Origin of the sequence: Prevotella sp. Sow4_E9_plate, from assembly GCF_052116205.1 — a bacterium.
In the GTDB taxonomy this organism is placed as follows: domain Bacteria; phylum Bacteroidota; class Bacteroidia; order Bacteroidales; family Bacteroidaceae; genus Prevotella.
In genome coordinates, this window is record NZ_JBQKLN010000012.1 from 1 (window position 1) to 19,251 (window position 19,251).

Below are 19,251 nucleotides of genomic sequence, written 5' to 3' on the forward strand. Positions count from 1 at the left end.
GCACTCAGGTGTAAAGTTAGACTTGTCATCTGGCAGATGCCGAATGGCAAGAAGAAACTATTCTTCTCTACAGACACCTCACTTTCGGGTGAAGAGGTACTTCTTTATTATAGAACCAGGTTCCAGATCGAATTTTGCTTTCGTGACGCCAAAGGATATACTGGTCTTATGGACTGCCAGGCTCGCGATAAGTGGAAACTCGATTTTGCTTTCAATGCTTCGTTCACATCACTAAATGTTGCCAAGGTAACTATGAAGGAGATGGGAATGGAATATTCTATGTCTTCATTCAAGTCACTGATGACCAACATTTATCTGGTGAAACGAATTTTTAAAGCAAGTGGGTACACCCCGAACCGAACTTTAATTAGCAAGATTTTCAAAGATCTCTCGTGCTTACAGCGTATAGCTGCTTAGCACATTATTGAATTATTAACGAACTATTGGTTAAACAAGAATGATAGAAAAAAACTTTTTTATCAGTATGCTGAATTTTATAATTTGACAGATATAACTGATAGTGATGTGAATTTCTTTGTTGATAAGCTGTTGCAATCTCCTTCTCAAATTTTGAATGCAGTTGAAGTTTGTGCTAATAGAGGAGTGCTAGTTGCCAAACAAGATATAGAGCATCTGATATTGTTGGGCACAAAGAAAATGAAGCCGTTGTTGGATATGTTTATGGTAGATGAATTGTCAAAGAATATACTGATTATCTTGTCTACATTTGAATTTCTTTCCTTTGATGTTCTTGGTAAAATTTTCGAGGAACAATATCATGAGCTTCAAAATGTAATTTCTAAAATGATGGTATATGGGATTGTTTCTACATTTGGCCCATCAGATTCTTTTGTTAGGCTCGATCACTTTATCTGTGATTATGTCAAAAGAAATAAAATAGCATTGCCTTCAGATTTGGAAACTTATGTTATGGAAGTTGCAGAAAACACAGTAACCACAGATGACATAACGGAAGATGTTTCTTTATATCTTTTTAAGGTTAAACGTTCAATTGTTCAAGGCCATTGTGACAATAAATCGTTTTTGATACCTTCTATTGTTATCAAGTCTCTTATGGATGTATATAATACTCATAATTATAAGATGGTTATTAAAATTTGTGATGCTGTAGCTAATGATTTACACAGTTATTACAAGGATATACATCGTGAAATTTCCTATTGGGCTTGTTTGGCATTATGCCGAATGGCAAAAAATAGCGAAAGAAATGCAAATAGATTTTGGACGGAAATCAAAAATATAGATGGAACAGATGAAGAATTCTTAAAAGGATTTTATTTTAGAAATCAGGGAGATTATCAAAGAGCAGAACGGTATTATCGCCAGGCCTTGGAACATTCGCCAAATATGCAAAGGGCTAAACGTGAATTGGTAACAGTCCTTTTATGTCAAAAATGCTTTGATGATGCTTTGTCTTTAGCCAAAGAGAATTTCGAAAAGGATTCTGATAATACTTATCATATCCATGCTTATTTCCGTTGTCTTGTTCGAAAACACAATTTGGGTAGAGAAGATATTCGAATTATTAATAATCTTATGGAAGCTGTTCAAAATAGCTACTCAACAAAAAAAGATGAACTTTCTGCTGCCATGGATATTGAATATCAAGCCTACGTTAGAAAAACAAATGTACCTAAAATGTTGCAGTTAATATCTGATTATCTGCATATTTATGGAGATTCTATGGATGTTAGAAGAGCTGCAAACGAATATAAACTTCGTCAAGGTATAATATCTAAGGATACTTTTGAACAAGAAGAAAATAAGCTTTTAATTGATTAGACAATTTCAATATGAACTATATTATCACTGGCGGTACCGGTTTCATCGGTACCCATCTTACAAACTTGATTAAGGAGCGTTATCCTGACGCTCAGGTATATAACCTCGACATCGATAAGGGCTGGTACTCCTAACCCTGTGGTGAAGGATTACAAGCCTGCTTTGCGTGAGGGACAGAAAATGGCATCTACTTTCGTTGAGTATGATATCCGCAAGCTTATCGAGAACTTGCCGTTTACTCCTACTGAGGATGATGTCATCTTCAACTTTGCTACCGTGCATCGTACCCCTGGACATGAAGATCATGAGCATTTCGAGACAAATATCCGTGGAGCAGAGAATGTTGTGGCTTTTTCCGAAAAGTGGAATATCAAGAAGATTGTGTTTACTTCTAGTATTGCACCATACGGTGCTGCTGAGGAATAGAAGAAGGAGACTACTTTACCAACTCCTAATACTGCGTAAGTGAAAGCCGTATTGTGCGCCTAGATAAAGTTTCGTACACCTTTGCACCATGATTTTAAATTATTCAAATTATGGTACAAGGCAAGAAACAATTGATCTGTATCATCAAGGTGGTTGTCAAGACTGTAGTCTGTCTGTAAGCAGAAAGGTAATCGTTTGGCAAACCATAGAGGTATTTACATCGGTAAGTGTCTAAAAAAGAATAAAGAATAATATGACGAAGCCATCCATCTTCAGATACGAAGGGCATAACTATCTGGTGCCCTTCCTCATCATCAGCAGCCTCTTCTTCATGTGGGGCTTTGCCCATGGCATCCTGGAGGTGCTGAATCCGCATTTTCAGGAGTCGTTCCATATCAGCAAGGCGATGTCGGCCCTGACGCAGGCTGCTGTCTATGGTGCCTACTGTCTGATGGCGCTGCCTGCCGGATGGATTATCCGGAAGTGGGGCTACAGGAGGGGAGTGATAACAGGACTGGTTCTCTTCGGTATCGGTGCTCTGATGTTCATACCGGGAAGCAGGATCAACAGTTTCTACTTCTTCGTTCTGTCGCTGTTTGTGATAGGATGCGGACTGACCTGTCTGGAAACGAGTGCGAATCCTTATACTACGGTACTGGGACATCCTGACAAGGCGGAGAGCAGAATCAACCTGTCGCAGTCGCTCAATGGTATCGGATGGATTGTAGGACCGCTGGTTGGCGGTCAGCTCCTGTTCTCGGGTGTCAACATTGCCATTCCTTATGCCCTGGTGGGTATCTTCGTGCTTTCTGTGGCACTGGTTCTGTCAAGGATCAAGTTGCCGGACCCAAGGAGAGCGCATGAGGCGGATACGAACGAGAAGGTAGAGGAGAAGCCGATGCGAGTGATGGCATTCGGTTTTGGTATGCTAACCTTGTTTCTTTATGTGGCTGCCCAGACGGGTGTGAACAGTTTCTTCATCAACTATGCTGAGGAGAGTATTCATATAGAGAAGCAGACTGCCAGTCTGTATCTCGCCTTTGGCGGAATGGGCCTGTTTTTTATCGGCCGACTGGCTGGTGGTGTCATCATGAATTATATCCAGCCAAGGCTGGTGCTGCTCGCTTGTGCCATCCTCACCTTTGTAGCTACATTGATTGTGGTGGTATGTAGCGGAACCTTATCTCTCATAGCGTTCTTCGCCCTTTATCTGGGAGAGAGCATCATGTTTCCGACGATATTCTCGCTGGCATTGAGGGATGCGGGTACAAAGACCAAGCTAGCCTCTTCCTTGCTTATCATGACGATAGTGGGTGGAGCGGTTGCTCCTGTAATCATGGGGCATATTGCGGATACTACGGGCAGTATGGCGATTGCCTTTCTTATACCGTTGGTATGTTATGGGGTGATTGGAGGGTATGCGTTATCGAATCGCCACGTTCCTCTTTAGATAAAAGGAGGATTTTTCGAAAACCAACCCTCAATGGTCTTTACACCCCCTTCGGTTCCCCCGTTAGCGGGGGACAGAAACCTTCCTTACCCTTAAGGAAGGCTCCACCTTTCTCACCAAGCCTCTCTTCCCTCAGGGACGAGAGGATGTAACCGCCCTCCGGTGCTCGGAACCGCTTCGCTATAAGGTTGTCGGACCAAAGCGGTCTACGCCATGTTGTGCGGGCTGGGACCGCCTTGCTAAAGGCGGATAGGATTATTGAAGTGCTGGTTTTGTGATAATTTGCTGATAACTTGCAGATTTCTTGTGGTTTTCTTGGCGGTTTCGAGAAAAAAGCGTATTTTTGCGGCAAAGTTGAACGTTTAAAAAGGAGAAAATTATGAATATTGTTGCTTTAAGTAATAGGCTCGCAAGTAAGGTTCCTCATTGGCATGAACTCGAAAAGTTAAGTAAGGAAGATAAGATAGAGGTTATTGCTTTACTTTCCATGTCGATGGCAAATGCAGAGGAAATAAAAACGCCAGCAGATAGAACTAAAGAAATGGTAGAACGTTGCTGTGGTTCTTGGGTTGGCGAACAGTCGGCAGAAGATATTATAGCAAATATCAACGAAAGTAAAATGTCAAAGTCAGAACCTGTCAAGTTTGCTTATTGAAGATGCTGACATAATTATCGGTACTACAGCTATCATAAATAATATGGTTATGGTTACAGAAAACGTTAAGCACATAGGAAGGCTGAATGGTATTGTTGTTGAAAACTGGATAGAAAAATAAAAAATATATTAGAATTTTCTACCTCTCCGTCTCTCCTGCAAGGAGAGCTCCACATCCTAACCAAGCCTTCCCTTCTCGAAAAGGGAAGGATGTAACCGCCCTCCGGTGCTCAGAACCGCTTCGCTTTATGGTTGGCGGACCAAAGCGGTCTACGCCATGGTTGTGCGGGATGGGACCGCCTGGGGAATAGCAGTTTATAGTTTACAGTTAATAGTTTATAGTTTACGGTTGATTTCGTGGTTATTTGCTGATAACTTGCAGATTTCTTTTGATTTTCTTGGTGGTTTCGAAGAAAAAGCGTAATTGTTGCGGTAACAAAACGGATCGGATGCGGATATACACTTTAATTGCCTAATATCTGGAAAACACAAAGGGATTAGATTTTAAATTTTAATTATATACTTTCAGATTGGCAGGGCTTTTGATGAAGCTCTGCCTATCTTTTTGACTTTTCTTAAAAAAAAAGATACCATATTACTTTTTAACATACTGATAGGTGTCACTGCTTGGAATATAGCAGGGACGCTATATTCATTATATGCTTTTATATGAAGAATATTAAACTCTTTGATTACCAAGAGGATATGAAGGAACGGATTGAGAAGGCGTTGCGCCTTCATCAGTCCGTAATGGCACAAATGCCAACGGGTACAGGAAAAACGGTTCTACTCGCTTCGGTCGTAGAATCGTTTTTGAGGGAACATTCTAATTGTCATGTTTGGATTGTTGCCCATAGAAGGGAGTTGGTTTCTCAGATTCGAGAAACTATTGGAAGAGTCTTTTCGAAAATCACCCCGTCCCTCTTTACCCTTAAAGAGGGGAATTTTTCGAAAACCCACCCTCAATGGTCTTTACACCCCCTTCGGTTCCCCCGTTCCCGGGGGACAGAAACCTCCCTTACCCTTAAGGGAGGCTCCACCGCTTTCCCCAAGCCCCTTTCCCCTCAGGGGACAGGGGATGTAACCGCTCCTCCTCGTCGCTCAGAACCGCTTCGCTCTAAGGTTGGCGGACCATCAATGGTCTCGCCAGATTGTTTGTCGGCTAGCGCATCAAAGGAGGTATCAGGTTATTCGCCAGATTGTTTGTCGGCTGGCGCATCAAAGGAGGTATCAGGTTATTCGCCAGATTGTTTGTCGGCTGGCGCATTCAATGTTCCTATCAAGGCGGTGTCGATACAATGGTTGTCGAAACACTATGATGAGATAGAGGAAGAACCGGGGATGATTGTGATTGACGAGGCGCACCATGCGCTTGCCAAGACCTATAAGGGGATGTGGGAGAGATTCCCGAAAGCTAAATTCCTGGGACTGACGGCTACTCCTTGCCGATTGAATGGTAAGGGATTCACAGATCTGTTTGATGTCTTGGTGCAGTCGTGGAGTGTTCCTGAATTTATCAGCAAGGGAAGATTGGCGACATACGATTTCGTGAGCATCAAATCGGATGGTGTGACGCAACGGCTCATCGAGTCCTTGCAGAAGCGAGGGGCAGATGGTGACTACCAGAACAAGGAAATGGATATGCTGCTGAATAAGAAGCCGAGTATCGAAAGGCTCTATCGGAGCTTGGAAGAATTTGGTAAAGACCGAAAGGGCATCGTCTATGCTATCAATATTTCTCATGCCAATGCTATTGCCGAGTTCTATAGAGAACACGGCATCGCGGCTGTTGCTATTGATAGTAAAACGCCAAGTTCTTTACGAAAAGAACTTATAGAAAGGTTCAAGGCTTCTTCTTCTAATACTTCTCAAAATCTTCCTTTTTCGAATCACCCTGTCAATTCTTCTAAAATCACCCCTCAATGGTCTTTACACCCCCTTCGGTTCCCCCGTTCCCGGGGGACAGAAACCCTCTTTACCATTAAAGAAGGAGATTTTTCGAAAACCCACCCTCAATGGTCTTTACACCCCCTTCGGTTCCTCCGTTCCCGGGGGACAGAAACCTCCCTTACCCTTAAGGGAGGCTCCACCGCTTTCCCCAAGCCCCTTTCCCCTCAGGGGACAGGGGATGTAACCGCTCCTCCTCGTCGCTCGGAACCGCTACGCTCTAAGGATGGCGGACCATCAAAGGTCTCGCCAGATTGTGCGGGATGGGACCGCCTGGGTGCTGCTTGCTTGCGGGCTGCTGATGGACTTGCTGATGGGGCTGCTGATAGGCTTGGTGCTACTTGCTTGCGGGCTGCTGATGAACTTGCTCCTATACAGGTGTTGGTGAATGTGGACATATTCTCGGAGGGATTTGACTGCCCGGATGTGGAGTTTGTACAGTTGGCACGACCAACGTTGTCGCTTGCCAAGTATCTGCAGATGGTAGGAAGAGGATTGCGAGTAGCTAGGGGAAAGAAGAACTGCGTGATTATAGATAATGTGGGACTATATCGGGTGTTCGGGTTGCCTTCGCAAGTATGGAACTGGAATGCTATGTTCGAGGGAAAGCTGAAAGTTGGCAAGAGAAAGGAGACTCCGAAGGATAGAGAGTTTTTCCTGATGAACGAGAAGCAAGACGATATTCTGATTCATCCAGACTCAGAAATGATGATGGTGATGAGCCATGAAGAATTGCTCCAAACGATACAGTATCGTGAGTTTGTAGATAGCAAAGGGGAGTTTGGCATCATCAAGCTTCCTGATGGGAAGATGACGGTAGTGAACCGGCAGGGAGAACAAGTCTTGGAGCCAGGCGATTACCGTGACATGAAGCTGTTGGATGGCAACATCCTGTTCTACCGACATCGCAGAAAGGAGGTCTGCTATTATGACCTGTTGTCTGGAGCTATTATTGACGATGGTCCCAATGTTTACGATGTTCCAAAGGTGGTTACGCTAGAAGGTTGGGAGTTCATCAAATATGGAGATGTTTATATGTCTCGCACCTACGAACATTTCTCTTGGCCATATTGCCCTTCCAAATATGACCTGTTCAATTTTGGGGATTACCTGATATATCGTTATAATTATTTAGTAGATAGTGGTTGCCAGGAATGGTACTATTATGAAGGAGGCAATGGCTTGATGATGAAGGCTACTATAGATAGTAATCGAGTATGTTTCTTGCGTGGTGATTATGAACATGTGTATTGGAAGTGTGCCACTCTTCGTTGTGGTTGTATCGTGGTTATGGACAGCAAGCAGGACTACTACCTGGTGGATTCATATTTGAAGAAGACCTATATTGGATGCAATAACCCAAAGAATGAAAATGAAGATCTTCATATTGTAATGCCTCGCCTTGGCAAGAAATACTATGATGAGATGATGTTACAGGAGAAGAAAAAGGAAGCAAGCGAGATGATTCTTTTGCATGAAAAGTCTGTAGCAGGACATGTGGAATTATATCAGGCTGGAAAGAAATGGGGCATAAAAGTGGATGGCAGAGTTGTCGTGCCACCCCTTTATCGCAGCATAGCGCAACCTGTTGGTGCCTATTGTGCCTTTGAAGAGATTCCAAGATATTGGGGTATTATGACCTTAAAAGGCAAGGTGATAGTTGATGCCAAATATGAGAAGGTCGAGATTCGTGATGGAGGGATCGCCGTGGTAACTGATATCACGGGGAAAACACAGACCATCCATCTGAAAGCCTGAGAATATTAACAAAAAAGAGTGTGTCATAAATTTATGATACACTCTTTTTTTTATTTTGTTTAATTACATCTTCTTTATCCGTTTGCGATATTTCCAAAGAAATCGAATGAGGCATCCCAATCCTTCCAGACAGGCTCTCTGCCCAATTCCTTCAATCTCGCATTGATTACCTTGGCGGTACGCTCATCGCTTACGGTGAACTGCTCCAAAGCCTGAGGATAGGTATGGTAACCACCAGGATTTACCTTTGATTCTGCCGACATGGTGGTGACACCCAGTGTTGCCATGTTGTCACGGATGTAGGCTGGCTCACGGGTAGAGTAGGAGATATCTACATCGTGGTCGAAGATACGCATGGCGAAAGTTGCCTGGGCCAACTGCTTATCGGTCATGAAGCAGTTTGGCTGGAAACCTTCGTTCTGTGCAGGGCGCATACGAGGGAAGTTCACGCTGTACTTGGTCTTCCAGTAATGTTTCTGAAGGTAGCGCAGGTGATGAGCCATCATCACTACATCCGTGCGCCATTCCTTCTCCAAGCCGATGAGCACACCCATGCCGATGGAGTGAACGCCTGCCATACCCATGCGGTCGAAACCGTCGCAGCGCCACTCAAACTTGCTCTTCATGCCACGTGGGTGGTAGAGCTTGTAGTGCTCGTGGTTGTAGGTCTCCTGGAAACAGATTACGCCGTTCATACCATGGTCGGCGAGGGTCTTGTAATCCTCAGTAGAGAGCGGCATCACCTCAATCTTCACGTTAGAGAAATACTTCTTGGCAATGTCGATTGCCTTGGCAAGATAAGGGGTGCCAGCCTTTGCTGGGTTCTCGCCCGTAACGAGAAGGATGTTCTCGAATGGAGCCAACTGCTTGATAGCCTTGTACTCGTTCTCAATCTGCTCTGGAGTGAGGATGGTACGAGCCATCGGATTCTCACGATGGAAACCGCAATACACGCAGGAGTTGGAGCATGAATTGGTGATGTAGAGAGGAATGAACATCGACATGGTCTTGCCGAAGCGCTCCTCGGTATATTTGCGGGAAAGACGCGCCATTACCTCCAGGTATGGTTCGGCTGCCGGTGAAATCAGCGCCATGAAGTCGTTCACATCGCAATGATCCTTGGCAAGGGCACGGCGCACATCGTTATCGGTCATTCGAGCAATGCGCTCCGTGGTCTCCTCCCAACTGATATTCTTTAATTCGTCTGAAAACATTTTCTTACTTTTTAAACTTTCTCAAATCGTGTGTCAACTTGGCTGCACAGAAGTTAGGACCACACATGGTGCAGTATTCACCCTCGGTATGACCAGCCTCCTCGAAATACTTCAAGGCAAGCTCTGGGTCGAGTGAGAGGTGGAACTGGTCTCTCCAGCGGAACTCGAAGCGGGCCTTGGAGAGGGCGTTGTCGCGGATAGTTGCACCTGGATGACCCTTAGCCAAATCGGCTGCATGAGCGGCAATCTTATAGGTTACCACACCTGTGCGCACATCTTCCTTGTTAGGCAAGGCGAGGTGCTCCTTTGGTGTTACATAGCAGAGCATAGCGGTGCCGAGCCATGCAATCTGGGCGCCACCGATGGCTGAAGTGATGTGGTCGTAACCTGGAGCGATATCGGTAACCAATGGGCCGAGGGTGTAGAATGGTGCCTCGTGACAGTGGTCGAGCTGGCGCTCCATGTTCTCCTTGATCTTCTGCAATGGCACGTGACCAGGGCCCTCGATGAAGGCCTGTACGTTCTTGTCCCAAGCACGGGTAACGAGTTCGCCCATGGTATCCAACTCGGCAAACTGGGCTGCATCGTTGGCATCGGCAATACAGCCAGGGCGCAGACCATCGCCCAAAGAAAGGGCTACGTCGTACTGTGCCACGATGTCGCAGATGTCGTCGAAGTGCTCATAGAGGAAGCTTTCCTGGTCGTGGTAGAGACACCACTTGCTCATGATACTACCGCCACGGCTCACGATACCGCAGAGACGGCTATCAGCAAGATGCACGTTGTGGCGACGGATGCCGGCATGGATGGTGAAATAGTCAACACCCTGCTCACACTGCTCGATGAGGGTATCACGGAATACTTCCCAGTTCAGGTCCTCTACCTTGCCGTTTACCTTCTCCAAAGCCTGGTAGATAGGCACGGTTCCTACTGGTACAGGACAGTTGCGCACAATCCATTCACGGGTTTCGTGGATGTTGTCGCCGGTAGAGAGGTCCATCAAGGTATCGCCTCCCCACTTGCAAGACCATACAGCCTTATCCACCTCTTCCTCGATGCTGGAGGTAGTGGCAGAGTTACCGATGTTGGTATTGATCTTCACGAGGAAGTTGCGGCCGATGATCATCGGTTCGCTCTCCGGGTGATTGATGTTGGCTGGAAGAACGGCACGTCCGCGTGCAATCTCATCACGCACATACTCAGGGGTGATATGGGTATCGATGCCCAACTCCTGGCAGTTCATGTTCTCGCGGATAGCCACGTACTCCATCTCTGGAGTTACGATGCCAGCCTTTGCGTAAGCCATCTGGGTGATGTGCTTGCCAGCCTGTGCACGGCGAGGCAACTGGATGTGCTCGAAGCGGAGGTGGTCGAGGCTATGGTCAGCAAGACGCTGCTTGCCATACTCGCTGGTAACCTCCTTGAGCTGCTCGGTATCGTTGCGGTCGAGAATCCACTGCTCGCGCATTCTTGGCAAGCCCTTCTTCAAATCTACCTGATAGTTAGGGTCGCTGTAAGGACCGCTGGTATCGTAGATGTAAACCGGAGCGTTTGGCTCTGTATGTGGAATGCCGCGCTCATCCTTCACAACAGTAGGAGTGAGGTTTACCTTGGTCATTCCAACCTTGATCTGTGGGAAGATTTTTCCCTGCATATACGCCTTTTCTCTCTGGGCGTAAGCTTTCTTATCGTTTGGCATAATTTTTTTAAAGGTAAAAAGGTAAAAGGGTAAAAAGGTAAAAAGAACATTCTGCTTCTTTGCCTTCATCCTTCATGCCTTTTATTATATTAAAGGTAAAAAGGTAAAAAGAACATTCTGCTTCTTTGCCTTCATCCTTCATGCCTTTTATTATATTAAAGGTAAAAAGGTAAAAGGGTAAAAAGGTAAAAAGAACATTCTGCTTCTTTGCCTTCATCCTTCATGCCTTTTATTATATTAAAGGTAAAACGGTAAAAAGGTAAAAGGGTAAAAAGAGCGTTCTTGCTTCTTTGCCTTCATCCTTCATGCCTTTGTATATCTATAATTATAATTAGTCGTTGAGGAATGCGGTGAGAGGAGAACTTGCCTCGGCACAATCGCTGATGGCTCCGAGACCTGCCTCGTATGCACGGCGACCGCATACTACTGCTTCCTTGAATGCCTTGGCCATCTCTACAGGGTCACCGGCAACGGCGATGGCTGTGTTGACCAAGCAAGCGCTGGCACCCATCTCCATGGCTTCGGCTGCGTGGCTAGGCGCACCGATACCTGCATCTACTACTACTGGAACAGTAGCCTGTTCGATGATGATCTGCAGGAAGTCCTTCATTCTCAATCCCTTGTTGGTACCGATAGGTGCAGCGAGTGGCATCACGGTAGCAGCACCAGCCTCTTCGAGGTGCTTGCAGAGGGTTGGGTCTGCCTGGCAATATGGCAATACCACGAAACCGAGTTTTACCAGTTTCTCGGTAGCCTTCAGAGTCTCGATAGAGTCTGGAAGAAGATAGCGAGGGTCTGGGTGGATTTCGAGCTTGAGCCAGTTGGTTCCGAAAGCCTCGCGAGCCATCTGTGCTGCGAATACAGCTTCCTCAGCGTTGCGCACGCCACTGGTGTTAGGAAGAAGCTGGATATTTGGGTTCTGCACGATATGAGAGAGCAGGTCGTCCTGCTTGTCTTCGAGTTCGATACGCTTCATGGCAACGGTTACCATTTCTGTTTCAGAAGCCTTGATGGCTTCAGCCATGAGCTGGTTGTTGTTGAACTTTCCTGTTCCGAGGAAGAGGCGGGAGTTGAACTCTCGTCCTGCAATTACTAATTTTTCCATTTTTTTGTATTGTTATTTTTTAATGTTTGCTATTTGAATCCCTTTATCCGCCAGGCGTTCCGACGGTCCTTCATCCGCTAGGCGTTCCGACGGATTTGCAATCCGTCGTTAAAAAATGTTCGACCACTTAACCTGGGGATTTGTAATCCCCTTATCAACCTAGTTTGCTGCGGATTTCAAATCCGCAGATCTTAAATAGGTTGGGACCTTTTTTACGCCGGATTTCAAATCCGGCGGGACGCCTAGCGGGCTTTATTTTTTTGGATGCCTAGCGTTACTTATCTGAATTCCTCCATCATTTCCATGATATCATGGGTTTCTGATGCCGGATCCTTGGCGTTGAGGATGCAGCCGCTGAGTGCGATGCCGTTAACTCCCGTCTTCATGATGTCGGGAATATCCTCCTTGGTGATGCCTCCGATGGCAACGATAGGGATATCGATATTTTCTGCCTTCATCTTCTGGATGATTTCGCGATAGCCTTCAAGACCAAGGATGGGGGAGAGCTTCTCCTTAGTGGTAGTGAAGCGGAACGGACCGCAACCGATATAATCGGCATCAGCCTCATAGTGAGCCTTCACATCCTCGAAGGTGTTTGCCGTTCCGCCGATGATGAAGTCGTCGCCCAGAATCTTGCGGGCCTCGGCAATCGGCATATCGTTCTTGCCCAGATGCACGCCATCTATCTGCAATTCCTTCACCAGCTGTACTCGGTCATCGATGAGGAAGGTTGCATTCTGCTCTTTGCACCATTCCTTGACCTTCAGGGCTATAGGGCGCACCTCCTCATCGGTGGCACCCTTCATGCGGAGCTGAATCCACTTGCATCCGCCAGCCAAGGCCTCACGGATGCCATCGAGATAACTCATCTTCTCATTCTGGTGGGAGATGAACTGGAGTTGAAATCTTTCTAATGATATTTCTGCCATAGTCCTATAAACTTTTATATAAACTATAGATTATCCTCCGCAGAAAGCTTTCACAATCACTATGTCGGCACCTTCCTGGATGAGATGGTTTTCCCATTCATCACGTGGCACCATTTCGTTACTGATGGCTACAGCGCAACCTGTAGCAGGAAGGTCGAGTTCCTGGGCAAGTTCCTTTACGTTCTTTGCCTGAGTTTCTGTCTCTTTGTTGTTGATAGTTACTTTCATCACAGTTCGTTTTTATGATGATATTCATCATGGGAAAAGAAAGATGTTTATCTTTCGCCATCAATGATAATCATCGTTGTTTACTCCTAATAATAATATGTAATCAACACGGAGAACTGTTCTTGAGAAAGTCCGGTATGAATAAAGCCCCTAATCCTAGCAGAAGTTGCACAGAATAGGGGCTCTATCATGATAAGCTTATATCGAATCCCTGCGACAGCATTATCTGTGTCAGGTTCAATGGGTATAATCTCAGCCGAATTTTCAGCACCCCGTGATAATCGTTCGCAAAAGTAATGATATTCTTGGAAAGGAGCAAGAAAGGTGGTTGATTTTTAGGTAATATTAACGGTAGAAGGATAAAAGGTCATACCTTTTGAAATAAATGAGAATTTTTGTTTAGTTTTTTGTTGAATTATTTGGTGGTTTCGGTAAGATATATTAAATTTGCAGTGTAAATATTTTAAAATGTTATAGGTAAAAATGAAAAGTATTAAAATGATGGCTTTGACAGCAGTCACAATTCTTGCGCTGTCATCTTGTGGTACCACTCAGCAGGTGCCTCTTACTGGTAGAACTCATCGTATCTCTGTATCCGATGAGCAGGTCTTGAGCTTGTCTAATCAGGAATACACCAAATATATGGCATCGGCTAAAAAGTCGACAAACGCTGCCAATACTGCCATGGTGCAGCGTGTTGGTAAAAAGTTGGCTAATGCTGTAGAAACTTACCTGAAGAATAATGGCTTTGCCAATGATGTGAAGAATTATGCATGGGAGTTTAATCTCGTACAAGATAAAAACGTCAATGCATTTTGTATGCCTGGCGGCAAGATCGTTGTTTTCGAAGGTTTGTTACCTTATACTCAGAATGAGACTTGTCTGGCTATTGTGTTAGGTCATGAAATTGCTCATGCCGTGGCTAAGCATAGTGCCGAGCAGTTGAGTAAGCAGCAGAACCAGCAGGTAGGTACAGCCATTGTGGGTAGTGTGTTGAATCAGGCTGTAGGTAATGGCGTTGGCGATGTGGCTAGTGCCGTAGCCGGACAGTATTTCTCTTTCCGCAACTTGAAATATTCCCGTGACAACGAGACTGAGGCTGATTACATGGGACTTATCTTTGCTGCCATGGCAGGTTACGACCCTCGGCAGGCAATTCCATTCTGGCAGCGTATGTCGCAAGGTAAGAGCGCCAACCAGAGTGATATCTTCAGTGATCATCCTTCGGACGCCAAGCGTATTGCTGCTCTTCAGAAGGAAATGCCAGAGGCTTTGAAGTATTACAAGCCGGCTACTTCTACCTCCAAGACAGTGAAGACTACGAAGGTGTCAACCAAGAAAACAACTAAAAGAAGAAAGTAGTATTCACTAAATATTAACAACTATGATGGATTATATCTCACAAAATCTTTGGCTGTTCTGGACAGTTATCATGTTCATCTGCCTTATCCTGGAGTTGTCTTCGGGTGACTTCTATGTTACGTGCTTTGCCATCGGTGCTTTGATCAGTATTCCTGTGGCCGTGATGGATGCTCCCTTCTGGGTTCAAGTAGTGGTATGGGCCGTTTGCTCGGTATTGAGCATTCTCTTGATTAGACCACATCTTGTAAAGGCAATAAGACATGGGGCAGATAACAGAAAGAGCAATTATGATGCTTTGGCAGGACAGATTGGTGAAGTGAGTGAGACCATCGTGGCTGGCGGTTTCGGACGCGTGAAACTTGATGGCGATGACTGGAAGGCACAGGCTCCTGATAGTACTGAAGACTTGCTGGTGGGTCAGCGAGTAAGGGTGCTGGGACATGAGTCTATCATTCTGAAAGTAGAAAAAGTTTAATTCTTGTTTCCTGGGAAGAATTAATTATAAAGGTAGAAATAATCATTATTCACTTAATAGCATAAACATCATGAGCATAGGAATTTATGTACTTGCGGCTCTCGTATTGCTCGCACTTGTCGTGGTTAAGAAAACCATCGTTATCATTCCTCAGAGTGAAACGAAAATCATTGAGCGTCTGGGACGTTATTACGCCACCTTGAAGCCAGGTATCAATATCATCATTCCTTTTATCGATCATGCCAAGGAAATCGTGGCTATGAAAAATGGAAGATATACTTATACCAACAGCATTGATCTCCGTGAACAGGTATATGATTTCGACCGACAGAATGTGATTACCAAGGATAATATCCAGATGCAGATTAATGCCTTGCTGTATTTCCAGATTGTAGACCCTTTCAAGAGTGTATATGAAATCAACAATTTGCCAAATGCTATCGAGAAGTTGACTCAGACTACTCTTCGTAATATCATAGGTGAGATGGAATTGGACCAGACCCTGACCTCTCGTGATACCATCAATACTAAACTTCGTGCGGTACTGGATGATGCTACTAATAAGTGGGGTATCAAGGTGAACCGTGTAGAGTTGCAGGATATTACTCCACCGGAAAGTGTATTGCAGGCAATGGAGAAGCAGATGCAGGCAGAACGTAACAAACGTGCTACCATCCTTACCTCTGAAGGTGAGAAAGAGAAGCAGCGTCTGCTTTCTGAGGGTGAGAAGGCTGCCATCGTCAACAAGGCAGAGGCAGCCAAACAGCAGGCTATCCTCAGAGCTGAAGGTGAGGCAACAGCCCGTATCCGCAAGGCAGAGGCAGAGGCTATTGCCATTCAGAAGATTACAGAAGCTGTGGGACAGAGTACAAATCCTGCCAACTATCTCCTTGCCCAGAAGTATATTGCCATGATGCAGGAAGTGGCTCAGGGTAAGGATAATAAGGTGGTTTACCTGCCTTATGAGGCTACTAATCTGATGGGATCTATTGGTGGTATAAAAGATTTGTTTAAAGGTTGATTTTTAATAAACGGTACTTTATTATAAAAAATGAGTAAGAATATATGTATTGTAGCTGGTGCCAGACCAAATTTTATTAAGGTAGCACCAGTTATCAGAGCCATTCGCAATGCCCAGAAGTCGGGCGTTGATGTAGAATATCAATTGGTTTATACAGGAAGAAAGGACGATCCAACACTGGAATCTTCACTCTTTTCTGGCTTGGATATTCAGAGTCCTGACGTTTTCCTTGAGGTGGATTGCGAGAATATGAATGAACTGACGGGTATGGTAATGGCGCAATTCGAGCGTTATCTTCAGGATCATCCTACGGATGTCGTTATCGTTGTTGATGACCTGGCTTCTACCATGGCTGTTGCTATCGTAACCAAGAAGCAGGGCGTGCAGTTGGCTCATATTGCTGCAGGAACCCGCAGTTTTGATATTACGATGCCAAAGGAAATCAATCGTCTTGTGATTGACGGGCTTTCTGACATTCTCTTTACCGCAGGTATTTCCAATAACAGTATTGCCAATAAAGAGGGAGCTGAGCTTTCCAAGGTGTATATGGTAGGTAATGTGCTTATCGATAATATCCGATTCCTGCAGCAGCGTATGCAGCGTCCTGCGGTGATGGATGAGATGCATATGGAAGAAGGCAAGTATATGGTGCTGACCTTGAACCGCAAGGCGATAGTCAATAACATTGATGAGATGAAGAGTCTTATCACAGTTATTGATTCCGTGGCTCGGAAGGCTGGCATCAAGGTCGTGGCTCCATTGCGTGGTAAGGCATTGGGTTTCGTTCTGGCATTCAAGGCTTATCAGGATGTTGCCGATCATCAGTCGGGCATCATGGTGGTACAACCACAGGGTTATCTCGAGTTCTTATATCTTACCGCTCATGCGATGGGCGTCATTACAGATTCCGGTAATGTGGCTGAAGAGGCAACCTTCAATGGCGTGCCTTGTGTTACGCTCAACAGTTATACCGAGCACATGGAGACTGTGACTGTAGGTACCAATGAACTGGTGGCAGAGGACCCTGAAAAATTGCAGAATGCGATGGAAAAAATATTGAATGGTGAATGGAAAAAGGCTGGTATTCCTGACAGATGGGATGGAAGATCTGCAGAACGCATCGTTCAGATTCTTGCTGAATAATCCTTTGAAGAAAGGGGATTCATATAGCATGGAAAAGCGCCCTGAAAAGGCAGAAGCATTGATGTAAAATGCTCTTGCTTTTTCAGGGCGCTTTTTTTATTTTGCTGTATTATTTGGCGTAGGATAATCGTATTTCTTGAAATAAGAAGGAGTTTTATTGTCATACCAGATACCTTCTACATTCAGACCGATGGAGAATGTTTTCTTGTCATTGGTGTATCTGATGCCACCGCCTAACACGTTGGCTCCCGGTACTCCCATTCCATAACCTCCTGGCATAATGCCGTGGCTCCAATAACCTGGATGCATACCAAAGCCATAAGGACCGTAACCGTAGGCACCATATCCGTATGGACCGTAACCGGCATATCTGCCATAGATTGAGTTGTAATTATTGGCAACGCTCAGCTGACCATATACGTAAGCCTCCCAATTCTTGTTGATTTTATATCCTAGAATGCCATAGAGACCACCGTCATGATAACTGTCGCCACCATAATTGGTATTTGTAAGATAAACACCCAATGCCATCCATAACTTTTCGTCCTTACTGAGTGGTGTAAGATAGGTGGCATCTATCGTCTGGGTAAACCCGCCACGATGAGGCGCATGTTTGCCGAAGGTGGCAAAGGCAGAAAGATCAACCGACATATTGAGTCCTTTATGAAGTCCCCAACCGTAATCTCCCCATCCATATCCGTAATCGGTTGGGGTAGGATTGGAAAGGCAAAGACTTGTCTGAAGGCTATCTTGTGCAGAACTGTATACTGCCGTTGGAGCAAGTTCATTAGATGCGGATTCATTGATATGTCGTAACGGAACATAGGAGTTCTGCATAGGCTTTCCGCTATAAATCATCTTTTTGCCATCCTGTAGAATGGTATCGCCTGGCAAAATCCAATCTTCACGAGGACTGTCAAGACTATGCAAAGGCCCGAAACTGATTTGTTGGGCGTATGCATGGGTCATCATCATACAGGCCGACATGAAGAGGATATATAGTCTTTTCTTATTCATTGTATATTGTTTTTTATAAATTCTTTACTCAGATTCCTTAAATCCCAGATTCAGAATGCCATGACCGTCATGTAATTCTACTGAAAAGCAAGAAATAAGACGTAAAGTTGTATTTCAGACGCAAAGTTATAAAGAAAGTTTGAGAAACACTCATCTTTTTAGAATAAAATCGTTATCTTTGCACTCGATAACATAAATAAGGGTAAAAATTGAAGAAAAAATGAAAAAAGTATTCTCTTTATTCACTATTTTGTTCATGATGACTGCAACAGCCGTTCATGCTCAAAATGCAAATATGGGTTCAAAAGGAAATTTGATGGACAAGGCAGCTCTGGATAGTACCATGCAGCTCTTGCCTTGGGAAACTCCTCATGATCCAACCTGTCATCAGGTGATGATCGAAACCAATATGGGCAATATTCTTGTGGCGTTATATAATGATACACCGAAGCATAGAGATAACTTTCTGAAACTTGTGAATTCAGGATTTTACAATGGCTGCATCTTCCAGCGAGTTATCAAGAACTTTATGATACAGGGAGGTGACTATTCTACCCGAAAGGTGACTCCAGGAAAGGTTGAAAAGTTTGATGTTGATTATACCGTGCCTGCTGAAATCATTTATCCTAAATACTATCACAAACGCGGTCAGCTCTGTGCTGCCCGTGAAGGAGATGATGAAAACCCAACCAAGGCTTCGGCTTCTACTGATTTTTATATCACTTGGGGTCGCAATTTCTCTCCACGTCAAATGGAGTATACCGTCAACAAAATGAAGAACGAGGGTAAGAACTATGCCATTCCTTCTGAGCAGATTCAGCAAGGATATATGAAGCATGGAGGAGTGCCACATCTCGATAACGGCTATACCGTCTTTGGAGAGGTGCTGGAAGGTTTGGAAGTGGTAGACAAAATTCAGAATGTAGCCACTAACAAAGAAAATAATGACCGACCTTTAGAGGATGTAGTAATCCTCAAGGCTACACAAGTAAAATAAAATCTATAAATAACTGAAAAAA

General features: G+C 44.8%; 16 protein-coding genes, 2 pseudogenes and 1 riboswitch. Of the genes and pseudogenes, 11 read left to right on the forward strand and 7 right to left on the reverse strand.

Annotated features, from left to right (window positions below; all coding sequences use genetic code 11):
- The 6 genes and pseudogenes from ACTQ53_RS06475 to ACTQ53_RS06500 all read left to right on the forward strand — a co-directional run.
- Nucleotides 1-417 (forward strand): annotated as a pseudogene (locus ACTQ53_RS06475) (transposase); the annotation flags it as partial.
- Nucleotides 418-501: 84 nt separating this feature from the next.
- Nucleotides 502-1,803 carry a tetratricopeptide repeat protein gene (locus tag ACTQ53_RS06480; RefSeq protein WP_441932493.1) on the forward strand — a complete coding sequence of 434 codons (1,302 nt, stop codon included), beginning with the start codon at nucleotides 502-504 and terminating at the stop codon, nucleotides 1,801-1,803.
- An 11-nt stretch (nucleotides 1,804-1,814) separates the two neighbouring features.
- Nucleotides 1,815-2,226 (forward strand): annotated as a pseudogene (locus tag ACTQ53_RS06485) (NAD-dependent epimerase/dehydratase family protein); the annotation flags it as partial.
- A 256-nt stretch (nucleotides 2,227-2,482) separates the two neighbouring features.
- Nucleotides 2,483-3,679: a sugar MFS transporter gene (locus tag ACTQ53_RS06490; protein ID WP_441932494.1), complete on the forward strand. Its 1,197-nt coding sequence runs from the start codon at nucleotides 2,483-2,485 to the stop codon at nucleotides 3,677-3,679.
- 379 nt (nucleotides 3,680-4,058) lie between these two features.
- A complete protein-coding gene (locus ACTQ53_RS06495; RefSeq protein ID WP_218420955.1) occupies nucleotides 4,059-4,334 on the forward strand; it encodes a hypothetical protein in 276 nt (91 codons plus the stop codon).
- A 669-nt stretch (nucleotides 4,335-5,003) separates the two neighbouring features.
- Nucleotides 5,004-8,039 (forward strand): DEAD/DEAH box helicase, encoded by a 3,036-nt coding sequence (locus tag ACTQ53_RS06500; RefSeq protein ID WP_441932495.1) that lies wholly within the window; start codon nucleotides 5,004-5,006, stop codon nucleotides 8,037-8,039.
- Nucleotides 8,040-8,113: 74 nt separating this feature from the next.
- On the opposite strand, the gene thiH is transcribed toward ACTQ53_RS06500, so the two are convergent.
- The 6 genes from thiH to thiS all read right to left on the reverse strand — a co-directional run bounded on the left by thiH (nucleotide 8,114) and on the right by thiS (nucleotide 13,214).
- A complete protein-coding gene (gene thiH, locus ACTQ53_RS06505; protein ID WP_006848700.1) occupies nucleotides 8,114-9,253 on the reverse strand; it encodes a 2-iminoacetate synthase ThiH in 1,140 nt (379 codons plus the stop codon).
- Between the two features lie 4 nt (nucleotides 9,254-9,257).
- On the reverse strand, nucleotides 9,258-10,952 hold the full coding sequence (gene thiC / locus ACTQ53_RS06510; RefSeq protein WP_441932496.1) for a phosphomethylpyrimidine synthase ThiC: 1,695 nt from the start codon (nucleotides 10,950-10,952) through the stop codon (nucleotides 9,258-9,260).
- Nucleotides 10,953-10,959: 7 nt separating this feature from the next.
- Nucleotides 10,960-11,169, reverse strand: a complete 210-nt coding sequence (locus ACTQ53_RS06515) for a hypothetical protein (protein WP_441932497.1) — start codon at nucleotides 11,167-11,169, stop codon at nucleotides 10,960-10,962.
- A gap of 114 nt (nucleotides 11,170-11,283) precedes the next feature.
- The gene (locus tag ACTQ53_RS06520) at nucleotides 11,284-12,057 is read right to left on the reverse strand and encodes a thiazole synthase (RefSeq protein WP_089542780.1); all 774 of its coding nucleotides are present in this window, start codon (nucleotides 12,055-12,057) and stop codon (nucleotides 11,284-11,286) included.
- A gap of 278 nt (nucleotides 12,058-12,335) precedes the next feature.
- Nucleotides 12,336-12,986 (reverse strand): thiamine phosphate synthase, encoded by a 651-nt coding sequence (locus ACTQ53_RS06525; RefSeq protein ID WP_441932498.1) that lies wholly within the window; start codon nucleotides 12,984-12,986, stop codon nucleotides 12,336-12,338.
- 30 nt (nucleotides 12,987-13,016) lie between these two features.
- Complete coding sequence (thiS, locus tag ACTQ53_RS06530; protein WP_153125928.1) at nucleotides 13,017-13,214, reverse strand: sulfur carrier protein ThiS; 198 nt, start codon at nucleotides 13,212-13,214, stop codon at nucleotides 13,017-13,019.
- Between the two features lie 189 nt (nucleotides 13,215-13,403).
- A riboswitch (TPP riboswitch) is annotated at nucleotides 13,404-13,499 on the reverse strand.
- Between the two features lie 198 nt (nucleotides 13,500-13,697).
- On the opposite strand from thiS, the gene ACTQ53_RS06535 reads away from it, so the two are divergent.
- The 4 genes from ACTQ53_RS06535 to ACTQ53_RS06550 all read left to right on the forward strand — a co-directional run bounded on the left by ACTQ53_RS06535 (nucleotide 13,698) and on the right by ACTQ53_RS06550 (nucleotide 17,215).
- Nucleotides 13,698-14,576, forward strand: coding sequence for a M48 family metallopeptidase (locus ACTQ53_RS06535; protein WP_294970770.1), 879 nt, complete (start codon nucleotides 13,698-13,700; stop codon nucleotides 14,574-14,576).
- A 22-nt stretch (nucleotides 14,577-14,598) separates the two neighbouring features.
- A complete protein-coding gene (locus ACTQ53_RS06540; RefSeq protein WP_295347200.1) occupies nucleotides 14,599-15,051 on the forward strand; it encodes an NfeD family protein in 453 nt (150 codons plus the stop codon).
- A 70-nt stretch (nucleotides 15,052-15,121) separates the two neighbouring features.
- Nucleotides 15,122-16,072 carry an SPFH domain-containing protein gene (locus ACTQ53_RS06545; RefSeq protein ID WP_441932499.1) on the forward strand — a complete coding sequence of 317 codons (951 nt, stop codon included), beginning with the start codon at nucleotides 15,122-15,124 and terminating at the stop codon, nucleotides 16,070-16,072.
- Nucleotides 16,073-16,102: 30 nt separating this feature from the next.
- Nucleotides 16,103-17,215: a UDP-N-acetyl glucosamine 2-epimerase gene (locus tag ACTQ53_RS06550; RefSeq protein ID WP_441932500.1), complete on the forward strand. Its 1,113-nt coding sequence runs from the start codon at nucleotides 16,103-16,105 to the stop codon at nucleotides 17,213-17,215.
- A gap of 96 nt (nucleotides 17,216-17,311) precedes the next feature.
- Here ACTQ53_RS06550 and ACTQ53_RS06555 read toward each other — a convergent pair whose 3' ends face one another.
- Nucleotides 17,312-18,232 carry a hypothetical protein gene (locus ACTQ53_RS06555; protein WP_441932501.1) on the reverse strand — a complete coding sequence of 307 codons (921 nt, stop codon included), beginning with the start codon at nucleotides 18,230-18,232 and terminating at the stop codon, nucleotides 17,312-17,314.
- Between the two features lie 220 nt (nucleotides 18,233-18,452).
- On the opposite strand from ACTQ53_RS06555, the gene ACTQ53_RS06560 reads away from it, so the two are divergent.
- Nucleotides 18,453-19,229, forward strand: coding sequence for a peptidylprolyl isomerase (locus tag ACTQ53_RS06560; protein WP_218416592.1), 777 nt, complete (start codon nucleotides 18,453-18,455; stop codon nucleotides 19,227-19,229).
- Nucleotides 19,230-19,251: the final 22 nt, after the last annotated feature.

Coding starts and splice junctions, on each gene's coding strand:
- ACTQ53_RS06520 (WP_089542780.1), bottom strand. CDS start 12,057: ATGGAAAAATTAGTAATTGCAGGACGAGAGTTCAACTCCCGCCTCTTC.
- ACTQ53_RS06515 (WP_441932497.1), bottom strand. CDS start 11,169: ATGAAGGCAAAGAAGCAGAATGTTCTTTTTACCTTTTTACCCTTTTAC.
- ACTQ53_RS06495 (WP_218420955.1), top strand. CDS start 4,059: ATGAATATTGTTGCTTTAAGTAATAGGCTCGCAAGTAAGGTTCCTCAT.
- thiS (WP_153125928.1), bottom strand. CDS start 13,214: ATGAAAGTAACTATCAACAACAAAGAGACAGAAACTCAGGCAAAGAAC.
- ACTQ53_RS06490 (WP_441932494.1), top strand. CDS start 2,483: ATGACGAAGCCATCCATCTTCAGATACGAAGGGCATAACTATCTGGTG.
- ACTQ53_RS06550 (WP_441932500.1), top strand. CDS start 16,103: ATGAGTAAGAATATATGTATTGTAGCTGGTGCCAGACCAAATTTTATT.
- thiC (WP_441932496.1), bottom strand. CDS start 10,952: ATGCCAAACGATAAGAAAGCTTACGCCCAGAGAGAAAAGGCGTATATG.
- ACTQ53_RS06500 (WP_441932495.1), top strand. CDS start 5,004: ATGAAGAATATTAAACTCTTTGATTACCAAGAGGATATGAAGGAACGG.
- ACTQ53_RS06540 (WP_295347200.1), top strand. CDS start 14,599: ATGATGGATTATATCTCACAAAATCTTTGGCTGTTCTGGACAGTTATC.
- ACTQ53_RS06555 (WP_441932501.1), bottom strand. CDS start 18,232: ATGAATAAGAAAAGACTATATATCCTCTTCATGTCGGCCTGTATGATG.
- ACTQ53_RS06545 (WP_441932499.1), top strand. CDS start 15,122: ATGAGCATAGGAATTTATGTACTTGCGGCTCTCGTATTGCTCGCACTT.
- ACTQ53_RS06535 (WP_294970770.1), top strand. CDS start 13,698: ATGAAAAGTATTAAAATGATGGCTTTGACAGCAGTCACAATTCTTGCG.
- ACTQ53_RS06525 (WP_441932498.1), bottom strand. CDS start 12,986: ATGGCAGAAATATCATTAGAAAGATTTCAACTCCAGTTCATCTCCCAC.
- thiH (WP_006848700.1), bottom strand. CDS start 9,253: ATGTTTTCAGACGAATTAAAGAATATCAGTTGGGAGGAGACCACGGAG.
- ACTQ53_RS06560 (WP_218416592.1), top strand. CDS start 18,453: ATGAAAAAAGTATTCTCTTTATTCACTATTTTGTTCATGATGACTGCA.